Raw genomic sequence first — 17,265 nt, 5'->3', positions numbered from 1 at the left:
GCCTCACTTCAGTTCAGGCGCAGGCGGACGAGGCCGCCCGCGGGCGCGGAAGTGTCGAACAGGGCGTTCGGGATCGGAGCGTTGCCGGAGGCGGCGGCGGTGATCGCGCCGGCGGGCGTCACGTAGGCTGCGGCGCCGGCGCTCGCGGCCGAAGCCGTGACCACCCAGACCGCGCCGCGCACGATCACGGGCGCGGTCTCGCCCTTGGCGAAGAGGTCGGCGCCGCTCGGGGACGGCCGCGCGTTGCGGTCGGCCAGCACGATGCCGCGGAAGACCGCGCCGGCGGCGGCGATGCTCTCGTCGCGGGCGCCCTGGAAGGCGGCACGGCCGAAGCCGATCCCCTCCTGGGTCTCGACGGTGCGGCTGAGGATGGTTGCCGGGGTCTGGTCGGCGGCCATGCCCTCGTAGGCGGCGGCCGGGCGGGTGGGATAGCTGGTCTGGACGGGGGTCATCAGCGGGCTCCTGCGGGCTTCCAGGCGTTGCGGAGGGTCTCGACCATGGCGGCGTGGGCCGCCTCTTGGGTGAGGGGGGCTTGCGTCGGGGCGTCGGGGCGCCGGCGCAGGGCGTCGCGCAGCGGATCCGGAGCGTGGGGTGCGGAGGCGTGGCGCGGTCCGGCGGCGACCACCCGGAAGGCGCCCTCGATCGCAGCGGCGCCCATGCCGCCGGCTTCCGCCTCGCCGAGGGCCCGGGCGACGGCGGCGCGCCGGATCGCGTCGGCATCGAGGCCGGCGGGCTCGAAGGCGTCGCCGAGGATGCGGCGGGCCTGCGCCACCAGGGCGCCGCGCTCGGCCGCGAGCGCGTCGAGGGCCGCCATGTCCGGCACCCGGGCACGCAGCGCCGCGACCTCGCCGTCGCGCTGGGCCAGGGCGGTCTCGGCGGCCTGCGCCCGCCCCTCGGCCTCGGCGAGGCGGCGCGCCAGGTCCGCATCGCCGATCCGGCACTCCGGGCCGGCGCGGCCCTGGGCCACGATGGCGACGTGGTCGACGACGACCATCGTCTGGCGGGCGTCGTATGGGCTGCCGTCCGGGGCGGTGCCGGGGGTCCAGTCGAGATCGCAGGTATACCCGACCGAGACCTCGCGCTGCCCGCCCTGCACCGCCGCGATGGCGGCGGAATCGGCGAGCAGCATCGGGATGCGGACGAACTCCCCGTCGCGCACCACCTCGTCGCCGACATGGCCCCGGGCGACGCCACGCCAGGTCCGGGGCGTCACCGCCTCGGGCGGATGATCGAGAGTGACGGGCTTGTGGCCGAAGCTGCGCAGGGATTCGGGCCGGAAGATCTCGTCGGGGTCGCGGTAGATCCGGACCTGAGCCAGGTCCGGCCGGGCGACCTCGTCGCCGCGATAGACCTGGACGTTGCCGGCCCGCGCCGCGCGGGCCTGCACCACCAGGGCGCCGTTGCCGAGCGGGCGCGCGCCCGCGATCTCGGCCGCGGGGCCGAGGCTGAGCCTGTCGAAGATGTGCATGGGGTGGGTCTCGCGTGGGAGTTGGGGCAGCCTCGCTCCCGTTCGGGCTCGTTGGGTCACAGGCCGGGTCGCGCGCATCGCTCCTCTCCCCGCGGGCGGGGAGAGGAGAGAACCCGCGCCTTTCTCGGCGATGTGACCGTGTCGGTCCGCTCGGGAGTGGGTTGGAAACCCGGCTCAGCCCGCCGGCCGGCCGTAGGCTGCGGCGATGCCGGGGAAGAGGTCCGCGGCGGAAAGCCAGCCCTCGACGCCGCGGGCGAGGACGTCCGTCGGCACCACGCCCTCGCGGGCGAGCATCGCGGCGGTCTCGGCCTTGAGGCGGCCGACCTCCGCCTTCTCGCGCTCGCTCGCCTGGGCGAGGGGCCGCCAAGCGTAGCGTAAGGAGGGCTCGTCGCGGCCGAGCGCGTCGCGGATCAGCAGCCGGTCGAGGCGGGCGATGGCGGGGGTCAGCTCGACGGTCTGACGGGCCGCGACGTGGTCGTGGTAGTTGCGGATGTCCGATTCGCCGGTGGCGTTGAGTCCGGCGGGCGACTGGCCCAGCAGCCGCGTCACCGGGATGTCGGCGGCGCCCGCCGCGACCTGGAGGAAGAGGCGGGCCACCTCCGGCAGGCCGGAGAAGTCGAGCTGCTTCTGCTGGTAGCGCTCGCCCTCCGGCGAGCGGCCGTCGCCTTCGAGCAGCAGCATCCCGAACAGGCCCTTCATCCGGGCCGCGTAGGCGAAGCGCTCGGTGACGAGGCGGGTGCCGTCCTCCGTCGAGAGGTGCTGCGACAGGCCCGGCACCGAGATCACGTCCTGCTTGGCCTCGGGCAGCATCGCGGCGATGTGGGCGGCGGCCGCCGTCGCCTGGTCGATCGCCTCCAGGAGCGCCTGGAGCACGCTGTCGCCCCAGCCGTCGCCGACCGCATCATCCGGCAGGGCGGCGCCGAGGAAGCGCACGACGCGGGAGGGATGGACCGCCTGCCCGCCGGCGACCGTGTAGCCCCTCGGCTCGCCGAACCACGCCGAGAGTGGATCGCGCTCGACCGGGCCGGGCTGGATCGCGGCGCGGGGCAGGACGTGGAGGTAGCGCAATCCCCCCTGCCCGATCGTCTCGGGATCGAGCGCCCGGGCCGGATCGGGCGCGCCGTCGCCGATCAGGAGCGCGGCGCCGCCGTGCAGGCGCGCGAGCCGCAAGGCCTGGAGCAGGCGCTCGCGCAGGGCGAGGCGCGCCTCGCTGGCGGCCAGGGCCGCCGCGACCTCGGGCGGCGCCTGCCAGGCGCGCCACTCGCGCAGCATGTCGAAGGGCACGATGTCGACGACCTTGCGGGCGAGCCAGTTGTCCCGATAGGCGGCGTCGAGTTCGGCCCGGGCGCGAGGCACGTGGACGTGCAGGTTGCCGGTGCTCTTGTCCCGCGGCCCGCCGAGGCCGGAGACGAGGTTGGCGAGGCGGTCGGCGAGCCACATCACAGGACTCCGAGCAGGCCGTATCCCGGCCGGGCCAGCGCCGAGAAGGCGCGCGAGAGGGCGTCGACCTGGTCGAGGAAGGCGCCGTTGGGAAACGTGCAGAGCTCGTCGAGGAAGGCCTCGTTCCAGGGCCCGGCGACGAGGTGGAGGTTGCCGGCCTCGGCCTGGGCCGAGACCGGCGCGGCGCGGGTCGCCTTGTCGCCGCTCTCCGGGCTCGCCCGTGCGTCGTAGCCGGCAAGCCGCCCGACGAGGTACTGCGCCTGCGCCTTGCCGGCCTGGCCCGGGTCCTGCGGCAGCGAGATCCGGCAGGCCGGGCCGTCCTCGGCGGCGGTGGCGAGGATCAGCCGCTCGACGCCGCCGGCCGAGAGCCGGTCGCGGCGGACGTCGAGGACGTAGAGCCGCCCGTCGGGGCTGCGCGCGAGCTTGACGCCCGCGGTGTAGTCCGGCTGGCGCCCAGGCCTCGGCACGCTCGCCGCGAGGTCCCAGGCCCGCACCTCGGTGCAGCCGGCCGGGACCGCCCGCACGAGGGTGAACCAGCCGCGCTTGAACAACCCGCCGTCCCGGGGGGCCGGGCGCTGCTGGTACTGGCCGGCCGCCGCGTAGGCGCCCATCGTCGCCGTGTCGCGCCCCACCACGTGTTTGGGAAAGCGAGCCGGAAACAGCAGCTCGCCCGGCTCGCGGCGCGGGTCGGAAAAGCCGATCCGGGTGGCGCAGGCGCGTGCCGGCTCGAACTCCATCGGCAGCATCAGGTGGTCGTAGCCGAGGTCCCTCGCCAGGATCACGCCCGACAGGTCGCGCTCGTGCAGCCTTTGCATGATCACCACGATGGCGGAACGGACGGGGTCGTTGAGGCGGGTCGGTACCGCCTCCAGGAACCACTGGGCCACCGCCTCGCGCACCCGCTCGGACGCGGCGCCGTCGACCGAGATCGGGTCGTCGAGGATCACCCGGTCGCCGCGCGAGCCGGTGATCGATCCGGCCGAGACCGCCTCGCGCAGGCCGGTCGCCGTGGTCTCGAACCGGCCCTTGCGGTTCTGGTCGCGGGTGAGCCGCACCCGCTCGCCCCAGAGGCGTCGGTACCAGGGCGAGGTGATCAGGCGGCGCGTGCGCAGGTTGTCGCGCAAAGCCAGCCGCTCGGTGTGCGAGACCGCGACGGTGCGCAACGACGGGCGGTTCTTCGGCCCCCATTCCCAGGCCGGCCAGAACACGCCGGCGAGCAGGCTCTTCATCGTGCCGGGCGGCACGTTGATCAGGAGCCGGGTGATCTCGCCGGCGGTCACCGCCTCGAGATGGGCGGAGACCGCGTCGATGTGCCAGCCGTGGATGTAGGGCGCCCCTGGCTCGATCGCCGGCCAGGCCCGGCGCACGAAGCCCGCCAGGCTCTCCTCGCTATCGAGCCGGTCGAGGGCCCGGATCAGGGCCGGCGGATCGCTCAGCCAGGCGCTCGGCGATGGCCCGGAGCTGGGCCCGCTGCTCGCCGTCGAGGAGGCGGAAGGCGGTCTGGGGATCGGGGGACGCGGTGTCGTCACGGAGCTTTCCGTCCCCCTTGCCGTCGAGATCCCAGGCCTGGCGTTCGAGGGCGATCCACAGCCGCGCCGCGGCGGCGAGGTCGCGCAGGGCCGCGACCCGCTTCTGCAGCGCCGCGGCGCGGGCGAGCCCGCTCTCCTCCGGGGCGTTCTCCGGTCCGGCTTCCTCGGCGATCGCCGCCCGGAGGTCGTCGAGGAGCCGCAGGGTCAAGGCGGCGCCCTGGGCCACCACGATGCGGTGGCCGCCGAGCACGCCGCCGGGACGGGCTGCGTCCGGGGGACCGTCGCCCGGGAGAACGACCGTCGGGGCGTCCCACCCCTCCGCCCGCGCCCGTCGCCGGAGCGTCGCCGGACTGAGGCCGAACTGCCGCGCGATGGCGGGCCCGGTCTCCGGCGCCGCCCGGTAGGCCGCCGCGACGCCCGTCCAGTCGACGACGCGCCGGGCCGCGGGCTTGGCCGGACGATCCGCGGTCGATGGCTTTCGTGTCGATGCCAGTTGCGCCGCCGTCCGTTCCCGCGGCGTCTCCGCCTGTGGCGTCCTTGCTCGTGGCATCTTGGCCATGTCGCCTCGTCGGAAGGTGGGAGGCGCGGCGCGGCCCGGAACCGACGGCCCCGAGGCCGGCGGGCACGAGCCGCCCTTCGCCTCGGTGATGCCGTGGGCCGGGTCCGGGGACACATCCCCGCATCGGCGGGGCAGTCGAGCAGCCACCTCCCCCGAGGGGCAGGCCGCAGACCCGGATAACCTGAGACCCTTGTACCCGCCCCGTCGATGTTCGTCAAATGTTCTCTTCGGCGGGGCACAACTTTCCTGGCCGGTTCATTCGTGCTCGATCTGGTCCTCGCCGAGCACCGTCGGCGTCTCGCGGCCGAACAGCGACAGTGCGACCCGGTAGCGGCGGCGTTCCGGATCGACCTCCTCGACCGTGCCGCGCAACGCCGCGAGGGGTCCCGCGGTGACGCGTACGCTGTCACCGAGGGCGAACAGGACCGCCCGCACCGCCTCCTCGTCGCCCCCCTGCTCGTCGTCACCGCTCTTGCCGCCGCTCTTGCCGCCGCCGTGCCCGGTGATCGCGTCGGCGAAACCCTGGAGCACGGCGGGCGCGATCACGACGGCGCGGCCGTCGCGAAACAGCATCCGGTCGACGCCCGGATGCGCCTCGACCCGCGCGAGATCGGCATCGTCGCGCAGGCCGACGAAGACCAGGCGATGCAGGAGCGGCACCCGCGCGACGCGCCGGCGGCCCGAGGGCGAGGTCAGCTCGACCTCCTCTCGCGGGTCGAAGGTGGCGACTCCGAGCGCCTCGAGATCGCGGGCGGCGCGGGCGGCCCAGCGCGGCTTCGTCTCGGCGACGAGCCAGACCCGGTCGTCGCGGAGCACGATCCGGGTCGGGCGGACCCGTCCGCGTCGGCGGCGGCGGATCTCGGCGGCCCGGTCCGCCGGGGCGCGGTCATGCGCCAGGGCCTCCCGGCGACGGCGGGCGATGCGGCGCTTGCCCTTGCTCGTGCTCACGCCACCCTCCCGGCTCGCGGGTGGGCGGTGCGGTTCAGGCCGTGCCCGGCGGGTCCGGCGGATCGCGGGGGCGGTCCGGCGGATCTTGCGCGGCGTCCCGCGTCAGCGCCGCGGTCGTGGTCACGATCCGCGAGCGGACCATCAGGAACAGGCCGACCCCCGCGGCGAGGGTCCAGAGCACGATCAGGGCAACCTTCATGCGCCTCTCCTGCACCGGCGCGGGCCGCGAGGCGAGCACCATCGTGCCGCCACGGCCGTCCGTCCCCCACTGCCGCAGGGGATCGCGGCGATCGGCCGCCGGCGATTGCCTCGGGAGGTCCGCGGCGGAGTACGAGGAAACGGTGGACCATCGGGGAGCTCCCGCAACGAGGGGACGGCGCAAGGCGGGTTTCGGGCTAGGATCGCGGAATGGCGGGCACGCGCGAACAACGATGCTTGTTCAAGCCTCGCTACGGTCCTTGCGACCAAGATCATTACATGATGTAGTGATCCGGCTCAATACCTCAAGTGTCGGGAGTGGTCGCTGAGGTGATCAAGCTGGGAGAGAACCGCGTCAGGACCGCCCAGGGGGAGCGATTGCGGCAGGCGCGGCTCGCCGCCGGCTACCGCTCGGCGCGGGATGCCGCGCTGCAGAACACGTGGCCGGAGAGCACCTACCGGGCGCACGAGGCCGGGACCCGGACGATCGGCCAGGACGACGCCGAGCGCTACGCCGCGCGATTCCGCCGCGACGGCGTCGAGGTCACTGCCAAGGGCCTCCTGTTCGGCGACGACGAGGCGGCGGACTCGTCCGCGGAGGGCGGGCAGGTCGTGGGAGTGAAGGGGTTGATCAGCGCCGGCGGCCTGATCGAGACCGGCGACGAGCAGCTCGGGCCGGGGGGCGATCTCTTCCGCATCACGGTGCCGTTCGGGGTACCGCCCGGCACGGCGGCATTCCGGGTCGCCGGCCTGTCGATGTACCCGAAATACGAGCCCGACGACGTGGTGCTCTGCGCCGAGGCCGGGGAGAGCCCCGATCGGCTGCTCGACCTCTACGCCGCGGTCGCCACGGTCGAGGGGCACCGCTACCTGAAGAAGATCTTGCGCGGCTCGCAGCGGGGCACGTACCACCTCGAGAGCCACAACGCGCCGCTGATGCCGGATTGCCGCCTAGCCTGGGCCTCGGGCATCATCGGCACGGTGCATGCGCAGCATTGGAGCCGGCTGTGCGCCGGCACCAAGGGCTGATCGCTGCGTCCTGCAGCGATCTATCGGATCAGTCGGCCTGCGCGACCCGGGTCGAGCGGCGCTGCGCCGTCCAGCGACCGGAGCAGAGGGCGGAGACGCTCCAGGTGCCGGCGCCGGAATTGGCCTGGAGCCGGCCCGAGGCAGCGCCGCTGGCCGAGCCGTGGCGCACGGTCAGCCCGACCTGGCCGTCCGACCCGATGCGCCCGCTCACGCTCGCGCCGCCCTCGCCCGCCGAGGCCACCCGCACGTCGCCGCCGTCGATCGCGAGGGCGACGGTGTAGCGGCTGTCGCACAGGCCCGATTCGGTGACGAGTTGCACCGACCAGGTGCCGTTGAAGCCGGCACCCGCGCCGCGCCCGTCGGCCGCCGCCGGCTGCAGGCTGGCCGGCAGGGCGGCGCACAGGACGAGAGCGGCGATGGACGGCTTGCGCATGGAAGAACCCCCTCTGGATCGTTCGGTGTTCGCCGACATTGCGCGCGTGGCCGGTCTCTCGCGCGGTTCCGCTCGAACCGTGATGCGATGACGGGAGGCCGCGGGGTCGGCGTGAAGCGATGTAGATGGCGGTTCCTTAACATGGGCAGAACGGCAGCAATAAGGCGCAGACAACACGACCGACGGTGCCAAGGACACGCTTGCAGGATGGATCGACTTTGCGAATGGCCGCGCTTGACCGGAGAATGGGGGCCGGTGACTTGGTCCGTCCCGCCGTTCGACTCGGATCATGGATCCTGCCCGGTTCACGGGGTCGTGTCCGCGGCCATGCGGCGGCGCAGGGCCTCGTCCGGCAGCGGTCCGGTCCCGGCGCGCAGGTTCGCCGCCATGTGGCCGGGATCGGCGGTGCCGGGGATCGCACAGGTCACGGCCGGGTGGGAGACCACGAACTTCAGCAGGAGTTCGGCCCAGGAGCCGCTGCCGAGATCCGCCGCGTAGCCCGGCAGCGGCCTGCCGGCCAGGCGCCGCAGCAGCCCGCCGCCGCCGAACGGCCGGTTGACCAGGACCGCCACGCCGCGCTCCGCGGCGAGCGGCAGCAGGCGCTCCTCCGCCGCCCGGTCGTCGAGGGCGTAGTTGATCTGAAGGACGTCCAGCCGCTCGGCCCGCAGCACCGCCTCGACGGCGTCGTAGGCGCTCTCGGTGTAGTGCGAGATGCCGAGGTGGCGAATGCGGCCCGCCGCCTTCCACTCCCGCAGGACCGGCAGGTGGGTGCGCCAGTCGAGCAGGTTGTGGATCTGCATCAGATCGAGCCGCTCGGTCCGCAGCAGCCGGAGCGAGCGCTGCATCTGGGCGATCCCCGCCTCGCGGCCGCTGGTCCAGACCTTGGTGGCGAGAAACGCCGTGTCGCGGGCGCCGGTTTCCGCCACGAGGTCGCCGGTCACGCCCTCGGCCCGGCCGTACATCGGCGAGGAATCGATCACCCTTCCGCCGCCGGCGAGCAGGGTCGCCACCACGCCGCGCAAGGGCGCCCGCTCGGCGGGAGTCTCGCCGACGTCGAAGCCCCGCCAGGTGCCGAGCCCGATCACCGGCAGGGTCTCGTCGGTGCCGGGAATCGGCCGCCGGTGCAGCGCCCGTGCCGTGCCGCCCTGCGCCGGCGCCCCGCCGCCGACCGCCGCCGCCAGCGCGGCGCCCAGAAATCCCTGCCGGGTCAGCCCGTCCCGTCCGATCGTCATCGCGTCTCTCCCCTGTCGGCGCCGCGCCGGTCGCGAAACGCCCGCGGGCACTCGCCGGTGCCCTTGGCGAAGAAGCGCGAGAAATAGGCCGGGTCCGTGAAGCCGAGGCCGTAGGCGATCTCGGCGATGCCGAGATCGGAATAGAGCAGGCTGCGCTTGGCCTCGAGGAGGCGGCGCTCGCGGATGATCCGGCCCGGGCTCGCGCCCGCCACCGCCCGGCAGGCGGTGCGCAGCCGCGCCTCGCTCACCCCGAGATCGTCCGCGTAGGCGGAGAGCGGGCGCTCGCGGCGGTGATGCGCCTCGACCAGCTCGCGGAAGCGCGCGGCGAGCAGCGCCTGCGGGCCCGGTGGAGCCGCCGGCGCGCGGCTCGCGGCGAGCCGGCGCAGGCCGGCGACCAGGACCAGCATCAGGTGCGCCTCGATGGCGCCGCGCCGCCCCGGCGCCGCCCAGGCGATCTCCCGGGCGAGTTCGGCCACCGCCTCCTCGACCGCGTCCGGCTCCGGCAACGCCAGGGCGGCGGGACCGGCGAACAGGGCCGCCAGTTCCGGCTCGCGGCCGCACAGGTCGCGCAGGTAGCGCGACGAGAGGGTCACGACCGTGCCGACCGTCCCGTCGGTGAAGCGGAAGCCGTGGGCGGTGCCGGCCGGCACCGCCAGCAGGCAGGGCGCCGCGAAAACGAAGCGGGCCTCCTCCGCCCGCATCTCGCCGGCGCCCTCGGCGATGAGCAGGAGCTGGTGCAGCCCGGAATGGACGTGGGGGCGGATGGTCCAGCGGTTCGGCCGGCTGCGATCGTCCAAGGCCTCGAGATGCAGGAAGCGGTCGTCCGCGTCCCGCGGTGCCTCGCCGTAGAGGAAGAAATGCGGCACCGCAGGGGGTTGGACGGGATCGATGCGCATCGCGGACGGTCCCGGGCCGGGCGGGAGGGGTGATCGAAAAGTCCAACTTTTTCCGCGTCCCGTCCATCGTCAACCGGGCCGGCGCGGTTCACCTTTCCGTCACGGGAGAGCCCTCGCGCAGACGGGGGCGCCGCCGCGGGATCGCGGCGACAGCCAAGGAAACGCTCATGCGCACGCAGGTCGCCATCATCGGCGCCGGCCCGGCCGGCCTGTTTCTCGCCCACCTGCTGGCGCGGGCCGGGATCGACGCGGTAGTGCTGGAGCGGCGCACTCGCGAGTATGTCGAGGGTCGGGTGCGGGCCGGCGTGCTCGAGCAGGGCACCGTCGCGCTGATGCGGGAGCTCGGGCTCGACGCGCGGCTCAAGGCCGAGGGCCTGGTCCATAACGGCACCAACCTCGTCTATGACGGCGAGATCTTCCGCATCGACATGGCGGCCCTGACCGGCGGCGCGGCCGTCACGGTCTACGGCCAGCAGGAGGTGATGCGCGACTTGTTCGACGCCGCCGAACCCCGCGGCGTCCACATCGTGTTCGAGGCCGAGGACCTGCGGCTCGACGGCCTGAACGGCGAAAGCCCGAGCGTCAGCTTCACCAAGGACGGCGAGGTGCGGACCCTCGCCTGCGACTTCATCGCGGCCTGCGACGGCTTCCACGGCGTCGGCCGCGCGGCGATCCCGGCCGACATCCTCCGGGTCTACGAGCGGGTCTACCCCTTCGGCTGGCTCGGCATCCTGGCCGAGGTGCCACCGGTCAACCACGAGCTGATCTACGCCAACCACGCCAACGGCTTCGCGCTCGCCAGCATGCGCTCGCCCACGCGCAGCCGCTACTACGTCCAGGTCGGCCTCGACGAGCGGATCGAGGACTGGTCCGACGACCGCTTCTGGGACGAGATCGAGACCCGCCTCGGGCCGCAGGCCTCCGCCGGGCTGGTGCGCGGCCCCTCCTTCGAGAAGAGCATCGCGCCGCTGCGCAGCTTCGTCGCCGAGCCGATGCGCTACGGCCGCCTCTTCCTCGCCGGCGACGCCGCCCACATCGTTCCGCCGACGGGCGCCAAGGGCATGAACCTCGCCGTCTCCGACGTCGCGATGCTGGCCGAGGCCCTGACCCTACACTACGCCGAGCGCGATTCCTCCGGCCTCGACGGCTACTCGGCCCGGGCGCTCGCCCGGGTATGGAAGGCCGAGCGCTTCAGCTGGTGGTTCACCGGCCTCACGCACCGCTTCCCCGACATGGACGCGTTCGCGCGCCGGATGCAGGTCGCGGAGCTTGCCTATATCCGGGGATCGGAGGCGGCGCAGACGGCCTTGGCCGAGAACTACGTCGGGCTGCCGATGGAGAAAGGCGGTTCGATGCCGGCGGAGAGTGGAGCGCGAGCCCCGGCGCATTGAGGGCGCTGCTTCACGGGCGCTCGGCGGGCCCGGACGGCCCGTGCCGGTAATGAATCGGGCGGGGGCGTCGTATCGGTTGGCCGGGGCCGAGCCCCGCCTGCGTGAGGGAGCCGCCTCGGAACCGGCGGCGGGGCGTGACATGGCCGGTCCATTCCCGCGGGCCCCGGGGCGCCGGAGGGTCCGGCGGTGCGCCGCCGCACAGCTCGCGAGCCAGGGCCGGAGCTAGACGGGGGGCAAGCCCGCGGGTCTTTGCCTGCCCGGGCTCGGCGGCAGCCTGGTGCCCGTGCTTCGCCCCCTCCGGGCGTCGGGCTGCCGCCCCTTCCCTTCCGGCCCGCCTGCCGACCTCGCGCCGCCTCGCGCGAATGCGTCGTCCAAGCTCCTCGTCGTCCAGGCGCCCCGTCGTCCAAGGGCAAGGGCACGATATCGCAGCCACGGGCGCGCGGCGGACGGCTCAGTGGCGGGTCGTCGCCAGGCCCGGGCCTGGGTCCATGCCCAGATCCGCGGCCACGTCGCGGAGCGGCAGGATCACCGGCTCGCTGCCGTCGCCGCTCTCGATCACCAGCGCGCCGTCCATCCACGGCACCGTCGGGTCCGCCAGGTCGAGAAGCGCGCGGGCGAGCCGGCGTGCGGCACCGAGGGCCGAGGCGGCGTCCGCGATCTCGACCCAATCTCCCCCGTCGAGCAGCCGCTCGTAGAGACTCAACCTGAAGCGATAACGCGGCATGGGTTCGACGGCGCCTTTCGCCCCACGAGAACGCCCGTATGCTCTTGTCGATCGGCCCGGGCAATCGGCGCGATATTGCGAAAGCCGGCAAACTGATCTTTGGGATGACTGGTCCATTTTGTGAGACGCAGGGACATGCGGCCCACCCGCAGCGCGGGCGTCCCGGCATGGGCGTCCCGGCCCGGACGGGCCGCATCGGCCTCCGCGCAAGCTCCGCCAGCCTCGGACAAGGTTGCGCTCCTAAACCCGCCGTTACGCGGCAGGGCCCGGGCGTCGGGTCGTTTCGGGACAGGATGGAGTGACGGGCATGGAGGGGTTCGCGTGACGGGGATCTACCTGTTCGATCTCGCCTCGCTGCACACCCGCTACCTGTCGGTGCGCCAGTCGGCGATCGCCGGCAACGTGGCGAACGCCAACACGCAAGGCTACCTCGCCAAGGACACGGTGCCCTTCGCCCAGGTCCTGGCCCGGACCGGCGCCGACATGGCGACGACGGCGCAGAGCCATCTCCAGGCTCCCGGCCTCGGCGTGCCGGTGCGGACCGACAAGTCCGGCTGGGACGTGCTCGAGACCTCGAGCAGCGTCAGCCTCGAGCAGGAGATGCTCAAGGCGAGCGAGGTCTCGCGCCAGCACAACCTCGATGTCGGCGTGGTGCGCAGCTTCCACCGCATGCTGATGTCGGCCGTGAGGAGCGGATCGTGATCGACCCCCTGCAGACCGCGTCGCGGCTGGCGAGCGCGGGCCTCGAGGCCCAGTCCCTGCGCATGCGCGTGGTGTCGGAAAACCTCGCCAACGCCCAGTCGACCGGCGCCGCGCCGGGCGCCGACCCGTATGCGCGCAAGACCGTGACCTTCAAGGCCGAGCTCGACCGGGCGATCGGCGCCGCGTCGGTGCGGGTGCGCGACATCGACACCGACAAGACCCCGTTCCGGGTCGAGCACGACCCGGGCAACCCGGCGGCGGACCAGAACGGCAACGTCAAGCTGCCGAATGTGAACGCCCTGATCGAGATGGCCGACATGCGCGAGGCCAACCGCTCCTACGAAGCCAACCTGCAGGTGATCAAGCAGGCCCGCGCCATGGTGGCCAGCGTGATCGACCTCCTGAGGACATGAGCATCCGATGATCGAGGCCCTCACCCTCTCGGCCTTCGACCGGGCCGCCGCCTCCGCCCGGCCCGAGGCCGCCGCGTCCGTCCAGCGGGCGATGCTGCCCCCGGTCACCGGCGCCGTTCCGGGCGCCGATGCCGCCGCCCCGGCGGATTTCGGGCAGATCATGGCGAGCTTCGCCACCGGCGTGCGCGACCAGCTGCGCACCGGCGAGGCCGCCTCGATCGCCGGCATCCAGGGCAAGGCCTCGACCCAGCAGGTCGTCGAGGCGGTGATGTCCGCCGAGCAGAGCCTGCAGACCGCGGTCGCCATCCGCGACAAGGTCGTGGCCGCCTACCTCGAACTGAGCCGCATGGCGATCTGAGGATTATACGCAGATGAGAGCGCTCGCCGTCGCCGCCACGGGCATGTCCGCCCAGCAGCTCAACCTCGAGGTCATCGCCAACAACATCGCCAACCTGAACACCACCGGGTTCAAGGGCGCGCGGGCCGAGTTCACCGACCTGCTCTACCAGGCCGAGCGCCAGCAGGGCGTGCCGAACCAGGCCGGCCAGGAGGCGATTCCCGAGGGCGCGATGCTCGGCCTCGGCGTGCGCGCCGCCGCGATCCGCAACCTGCACCGCCAGGGCCAGCTCACCAACACCGCCAACCAGCTCGATCTCGCGATCAACGGCCGCGGCTACTTCCAGATCCAGAGCCCGAGCGGCGAGGTCAACTACACCCGCGCCGGCGCCTTCAACAAGAACGCCACCGGCCAGCTCGTCACGCTCGAGGGCTACACGGTCGACCCGGCGATCCTGATCCCGAACAACGCCACCGAAATCACCATCAACCAGTCGGGCCAGGTCTTCGCCAAGATCGAGGGCCAGGTCGCGCAGCAGAACATCGGCCAGCTCACCATCGCCAATTTCGCCAACGAGTCGGGCCTCGAGCCCCTCGGCAACGGTCTCTACCGCGAGACCCCGGCCTCCGGCGCGGCGGTGATCGGCAATCCCGGCGACGTCAGCTACGGCAAGATCCAGCAGGGCTACCTCGAAGGATCGAACGTCGATCCGGTCAAGGAGATCACCAGCCTGATCACCGCCCAGCGCTCGTTCGAGATGAACTCCAAGGTGATCCAGGCCGTCGACGAGATGGCGGGCACGATCTCCAAGGGCATCCGCTGAGCCGGGATCCCGGGCGTCCCGGCCCTCCGGAACCCCTCCACGGTGAGACTGCCTCGCCGCCGGACCCGGCGGCGCTCCTCCTCCCGGCGCGGCACCCCATGTCCTCCCCTCGCTCCATGTCCTCCTCTCGCTCCACCACCTCCTCCCTCTGGCATTCCCGCCTTCGGCGCTCCCGCCTCCTCCTGGCGCTCGTCGGCCTCTGCCTGCCGGCCGCCCTCGGCGTGGCCGCCCCGGCCCCGTCGTCGGTCGACTCGCCTGCCGCCCTGACGGCGGGCGAGATGCTGCTGCCGGTCCCGACCGTGACGATCTATCCGGGCGACACGATCAAGGAGACGATGCTGCGGCTCCAGTCCTACCCGACGACCTACCGGGCCCGGGCCGCGGTGATCGACGCGCCGATGGCCATCGTCGGGCGCACCGCCCGCCGGATGCTGCTGCCGGGCGAGCCGGTGCCGGTCAACGCCGTCGACGACCCGCGCCTCGTCAGCCGCGGTACCCCGACCCAGATGGTCTTCGAGGAGAACGGCCTCGTCATCACGGCGGTCGGCCAGCCGCTGCAGAACGGCGGTCTCGGCGAGACGATCCGGGTGCGCAACACCGACACCAACCGCATCGTGCTCGGCACCGTGATGGCCGACGGGCGCATCAAGATCGGCGGCTTCTGATGCGGGCCTCCCTGCGCGTCGCGCGCGTCGCCCTCGGCCTTCTCGCGCTCGGCTCGGGCCTCGCGGCGCCGGCCGTGCCAGCCTTCGCGGTCGCCCCGGTCATCGCCGGCGGCGGCTACGCACGCATCAAGGACGTCGCCAGCCTCAAGGGCGTGCGCGACAACCAGATCGTCGGCTACGGCCTCGTCACAGGCCTGCAGGGCACCGGCGACACCCTGCGCAACGCCCAGTTCACCGAGCAGTCGCTGCAATCGATGCTCGACCGGATGGGCATCAACGTGCGCGACGCGCGCCTGCGCACCCGCAACGTCGCCGCCGTGATGGTGACGGCCGACCTGCCGCCCTATGTCGGCGCCGGCTCGCGCATCGACGTCACCGTGACCTCGCTCGGCGACGCGACCTCGCTGCGCGGCGGCACCCTGCTGATGACGCCCCTGTCGGGCGGCGACGGCAACGTCTACGCCGCCGCGCAGGGCCCGCTCGCGGTCTCGGGCTTCTCGGCGCAGGGCCAGGCCGAGCAGCTGACGCAGGGCGTGCCGACCGCCGGCCGCATCCCCAACGGCGCGCTCATCGAGCGCGAGGTGCCGGGCGCGTTCCGCGACCTGCCCGAGCTGATCTTCGAGCTGAAGAACCCCGACTTCAAGACCGCCACGATGGTGGCCGACGCGATCAACGCCTACGCGATGGGCCGCTTCCACCGCCGCATCGCCAGCCCGCGCGACCAGCGCTCGGTGGTGCTCCAGCGGCCCCGCGACATGATCCTGCCGCGGCTGGTGGCCGAGATCGGCGACCTGACGATCCAGCCCGACGTGCCGGCCCGGGTCGTGGTCGACCAGCGCACCGGGACGGTGGTGATCGGCCGCAACGTGCAGATCTCCACGGTGGCGGTCACCCACGGCAACCTCACGGTGCGGGTCACCGAGACGCCGGAGGTGTCCCAACCCGCGCCGTTCTCGAACGGCCAGACCACGGTGGTGCCGCGCACGGAGGTGGCGGCGCGCGAGGAGCAGGGCAAGCTCGCGGTGCTCGGCGGCTCCGACCTGCAGACGCTGGTGCGCGGCCTCAACCAGGTCGGCCTGAAGCCCACCGACATCATCGCGATCCTCCAGGCGGTGAAGACCGCCGGCGCCCTCCAGGCGGAGCTCGTCGTCCAATGACCCGGATCCTCCTCACGGCCCTCCTGTTGATCCTCGCGGGCCCGGCCTTCGCCGCCGGCGACGGCCATGGCGGTGCGGCGAGCGACCCGGCCAAGGACGCCGCGATGCGGGCCATCGCCGCCCGCGACGCCCCCAAGGAGCCGACCGCCCAGGACTTCGCCGCCGGGGCCGCCGCCAAGGACCCGTCGAAGACCGGCTACTGCGCCACCATCGCGGACGCGGCGGCCGATGCCCGCTTCGCCTGGCAGAAGGAGCAGCTCGCCGCACTCGAGAAGCAGGTCGAGGAGCGCATCCGCCGCCTGGAGGAGAAGCGCGCCGAGTACGAGGCGGTGGTCCAGCGCCGCAAGGAGTTCCTGGCCAAGGCCGACGAGAGCGTGGTGGCGGTCTACGCCAAGATGCGCGCCGACGCGGCCGCGCTCCAGCTCACCAACATGCCCGAGGACAACGCCGCGGCGATCCTGGTGAAGCTGAACGCCCGCACGGCGAGCGCGGTGCTCGCCGAGATGGAGGCCTCCCGCGCCGCGTCGCTGGCCCGCAAGATGGCCGAGGCCGGCCGTCGCAAGGACAACGAGAGATCGTGATGACCCGCAGAGCTCCGGCTTCCCGCCTCCTTGCCCTCGCTGTGGCGGGTCTCTCCCTCGCCGGCTGCCAGAGCAGGCTCGACGAGTTCGGCCGCCCGCCGGTCCTGACGCCGATCGGGACCGGGCTCGCCGCCCCGCGCGAGGCCCTGCCGTCGAGCTTCGGCTCGCTCCAGAGCCGGCACAGCTACCACTCGACCTGGTCGCCCGCGAGCGCCGACCTGTTCCAGGATCCCCGCGCCCGCAACATCGGCGACGTGCTGACGGTCAGCATCCTGATCAACGACAAGGCGCAGTTCGACAACGCCAGCGACCGCTCGCGCAGCCAGAAATCGAGCCTCGGCTTCGATTTCGGCTACGGCGTCTCGGGCCTGAAGGACTCGGCCACCGCCGATACCGGCATCCGCTCGGGCACCGAGACCAAGGGCCAGGGCACCATCGACCGCAAGGAGAACCTGAGCCTGTCGGTGGCCGCGGTGATCACCGAGGTCCTGCCGAACGGCAACCTCTTGATCAGCGGTTCGCAGGAGATCCGGGTCAACAACGAGGTCCGCGTCCTCAACGTCGCCGGCATCGTCCGGCCGCGCGACATCTCGCGCAAGAACACCATCGACTACGACAAGATCGCGGAGGCCCGCGTCTCCTACGGCGGCCGCGGCCGCCTGACCGACGTGCAGGGGCCGACCCTCGGCCAGCAGATCTTCGAGACCGTCGCGCCGTTCTGACGGCCTTGAACCGGAAGG

Annotated in this window: 21 protein-coding genes; 10 read left to right on the top strand and 11 right to left on the bottom strand. The window is 73.1% G+C overall.

What is annotated here, in order from left to right; translation table 11 throughout:
* Nucleotides 1–8 precede the first annotated feature (8 nt).
* The 7 genes from BMX97_RS10155 to BMX97_RS32795 form a co-directional block, all read right to left on the bottom strand.
* Nucleotides 9–452 (bottom strand): structural cement protein Gp24, encoded by a 444-nt coding sequence (locus tag BMX97_RS10155; protein ID WP_091748879.1) that lies wholly within the window; start codon nucleotides 450–452, stop codon nucleotides 9–11.
* Nucleotides 452–1,468 (bottom strand): DUF2213 domain-containing protein, encoded by a 1,017-nt coding sequence (locus BMX97_RS10150; protein ID WP_091748876.1) that lies wholly within the window; start codon nucleotides 1,466–1,468, stop codon nucleotides 452–454. Before BMX97_RS10150 ends, BMX97_RS10155 begins: the two co-directional genes overlap by 1 nt.
* A 174-nt stretch (nucleotides 1,469–1,642) precedes the next feature.
* On the bottom strand, nucleotides 1,643–2,908 hold the full coding sequence (locus tag BMX97_RS10145; protein ID WP_091748873.1) for a DUF1073 domain-containing protein: 1,266 nt from the start codon (nucleotides 2,906–2,908) through the stop codon (nucleotides 1,643–1,645).
* The gene (gene terL / locus BMX97_RS10140; protein WP_091748870.1) at nucleotides 2,908–4,275 is read right to left on the bottom strand and encodes a phage terminase large subunit; all 1,368 of its coding nucleotides are present in this window, start codon (nucleotides 4,273–4,275) and stop codon (nucleotides 2,908–2,910) included. The genes BMX97_RS10145 and terL overlap by 1 nt, the downstream gene beginning before the upstream one ends.
* A gap of 22 nt (nucleotides 4,276–4,297) precedes the next feature.
* A complete protein-coding gene (locus tag BMX97_RS10135; RefSeq protein ID WP_244538366.1) occupies nucleotides 4,298–4,996 on the bottom strand; it encodes a hypothetical protein in 699 nt (232 codons plus the stop codon).
* A gap of 255 nt (nucleotides 4,997–5,251) precedes the next feature.
* Nucleotides 5,252–5,944 carry a transcription termination/antitermination protein NusG gene (locus BMX97_RS10130; protein WP_091748867.1) on the bottom strand — a complete coding sequence of 231 codons (693 nt, stop codon included), beginning with the start codon at nucleotides 5,942–5,944 and terminating at the stop codon, nucleotides 5,252–5,254.
* Between the two features lie 34 nt (nucleotides 5,945–5,978).
* On the bottom strand, nucleotides 5,979–6,143 hold the full coding sequence (locus tag BMX97_RS32795) for a hypothetical protein (protein ID WP_177202175.1): 165 nt from the start codon (nucleotides 6,141–6,143) through the stop codon (nucleotides 5,979–5,981).
* A 329-nt stretch (nucleotides 6,144–6,472) separates the two neighbouring features.
* Here BMX97_RS32795 and BMX97_RS10125 point away from each other — a divergent pair, with 329 nt between their 5' ends.
* Nucleotides 6,473–7,171, top strand: coding sequence for a LexA family transcriptional regulator (locus tag BMX97_RS10125; RefSeq protein WP_244538365.1), 699 nt, complete (start codon nucleotides 6,473–6,475; stop codon nucleotides 7,169–7,171).
* A 28-nt stretch (nucleotides 7,172–7,199) separates the two neighbouring features.
* Here BMX97_RS10125 and BMX97_RS10120 read toward each other — a convergent pair whose 3' ends face one another.
* The 3 genes from BMX97_RS10120 to BMX97_RS10110 all read right to left on the bottom strand — a co-directional run bounded on the left by BMX97_RS10120 (nucleotide 7,200) and on the right by BMX97_RS10110 (nucleotide 9,732).
* Complete coding sequence (locus BMX97_RS10120; protein ID WP_091748865.1) at nucleotides 7,200–7,604, bottom strand: hypothetical protein; 405 nt, start codon at nucleotides 7,602–7,604, stop codon at nucleotides 7,200–7,202.
* 305 nt (nucleotides 7,605–7,909) lie between these two features.
* Entirely contained in the window at nucleotides 7,910–8,836 is a 927-nt protein-coding gene (locus tag BMX97_RS10115; protein ID WP_091748862.1) for an aldo/keto reductase, read from the bottom strand.
* Entirely contained in the window at nucleotides 8,833–9,732 is a 900-nt protein-coding gene (locus tag BMX97_RS10110; protein ID WP_091748859.1) for a helix-turn-helix domain-containing protein, read from the bottom strand. Before BMX97_RS10110 ends, BMX97_RS10115 begins: the two co-directional genes overlap by 4 nt.
* Nucleotides 9,733–9,899: 167 nt before the next feature.
* Here BMX97_RS10110 and pobA point away from each other — a divergent pair, with 167 nt between their 5' ends.
* Complete coding sequence (gene pobA, locus BMX97_RS10105) at nucleotides 9,900–11,123, top strand: 4-hydroxybenzoate 3-monooxygenase (protein ID WP_091748856.1); 1,224 nt, start codon at nucleotides 9,900–9,902, stop codon at nucleotides 11,121–11,123.
* Nucleotides 11,124–11,574: 451 nt separating this feature from the next.
* On the opposite strand, the gene BMX97_RS10100 is transcribed toward pobA, so the two are convergent.
* Entirely contained in the window at nucleotides 11,575–11,847 is a 273-nt protein-coding gene (locus tag BMX97_RS10100; protein ID WP_091748852.1) for a hypothetical protein, read from the bottom strand.
* A gap of 321 nt (nucleotides 11,848–12,168) precedes the next feature.
* Between BMX97_RS10100 and flgB the strand changes: the two genes are divergently transcribed.
* The 8 genes from flgB (at nucleotide 12,169) to flgH (ending at nucleotide 17,247) form a co-directional block, all read left to right on the top strand.
* Entirely contained in the window at nucleotides 12,169–12,549 is a 381-nt protein-coding gene (flgB, locus tag BMX97_RS10095) for a flagellar basal body rod protein FlgB (RefSeq protein ID WP_091748846.1), read from the top strand.
* Nucleotides 12,546–12,962, top strand: coding sequence for a flagellar basal body rod protein FlgC (gene flgC, locus BMX97_RS10090; protein WP_091748838.1), 417 nt, complete (start codon nucleotides 12,546–12,548; stop codon nucleotides 12,960–12,962). The genes flgB and flgC overlap by 4 nt, the downstream gene beginning before the upstream one ends.
* A 7-nt stretch (nucleotides 12,963–12,969) precedes the next feature.
* The gene (locus BMX97_RS10085) at nucleotides 12,970–13,320 is read left to right on the top strand and encodes a flagellar hook-basal body complex protein FliE (protein WP_091748832.1); all 351 of its coding nucleotides are present in this window, start codon (nucleotides 12,970–12,972) and stop codon (nucleotides 13,318–13,320) included.
* 13 nt (nucleotides 13,321–13,333) lie between these two features.
* Complete coding sequence (gene flgG, locus BMX97_RS10080; RefSeq protein WP_048451387.1) at nucleotides 13,334–14,122, top strand: flagellar basal-body rod protein FlgG; 789 nt, start codon at nucleotides 13,334–13,336, stop codon at nucleotides 14,120–14,122.
* Nucleotides 14,123–14,238: 116 nt separating this feature from the next.
* Nucleotides 14,239–14,787: a flagellar basal body P-ring formation chaperone FlgA gene (gene flgA, locus BMX97_RS10075; protein ID WP_091748826.1), complete on the top strand. Its 549-nt coding sequence runs from the start codon at nucleotides 14,239–14,241 to the stop codon at nucleotides 14,785–14,787.
* Nucleotides 14,787–15,944, top strand: a complete 1,158-nt coding sequence (gene flgI, locus BMX97_RS10070; RefSeq protein WP_091748822.1) for a flagellar basal body P-ring protein FlgI — start codon at nucleotides 14,787–14,789, stop codon at nucleotides 15,942–15,944. The genes flgA and flgI overlap by 1 nt, the downstream gene beginning before the upstream one ends.
* Nucleotides 15,941–16,525: a MotE family protein gene (locus BMX97_RS10065; RefSeq protein ID WP_091748816.1), complete on the top strand. Its 585-nt coding sequence runs from the start codon at nucleotides 15,941–15,943 to the stop codon at nucleotides 16,523–16,525. The genes flgI and BMX97_RS10065 overlap by 4 nt, the downstream gene beginning before the upstream one ends.
* On the top strand, nucleotides 16,525–17,247 hold the full coding sequence (gene flgH / locus BMX97_RS10060; protein WP_091748810.1) for a flagellar basal body L-ring protein FlgH: 723 nt from the start codon (nucleotides 16,525–16,527) through the stop codon (nucleotides 17,245–17,247). Before BMX97_RS10065 ends, flgH begins: the two co-directional genes overlap by 1 nt.
* Nucleotides 17,248–17,265 lie beyond the last annotated feature (18 nt).

This window comes from Methylobacterium sp. ap11 (genome assembly GCF_900110515.1).
Classification (GTDB): Bacteria; Pseudomonadota; Alphaproteobacteria; order Rhizobiales; family Beijerinckiaceae; genus Methylobacterium; species Methylobacterium ajmalii.
The sequence above is the reverse complement of the archived record's forward strand: the minus strand, read 5'-3'. Positions and strand labels throughout refer to the sequence as shown.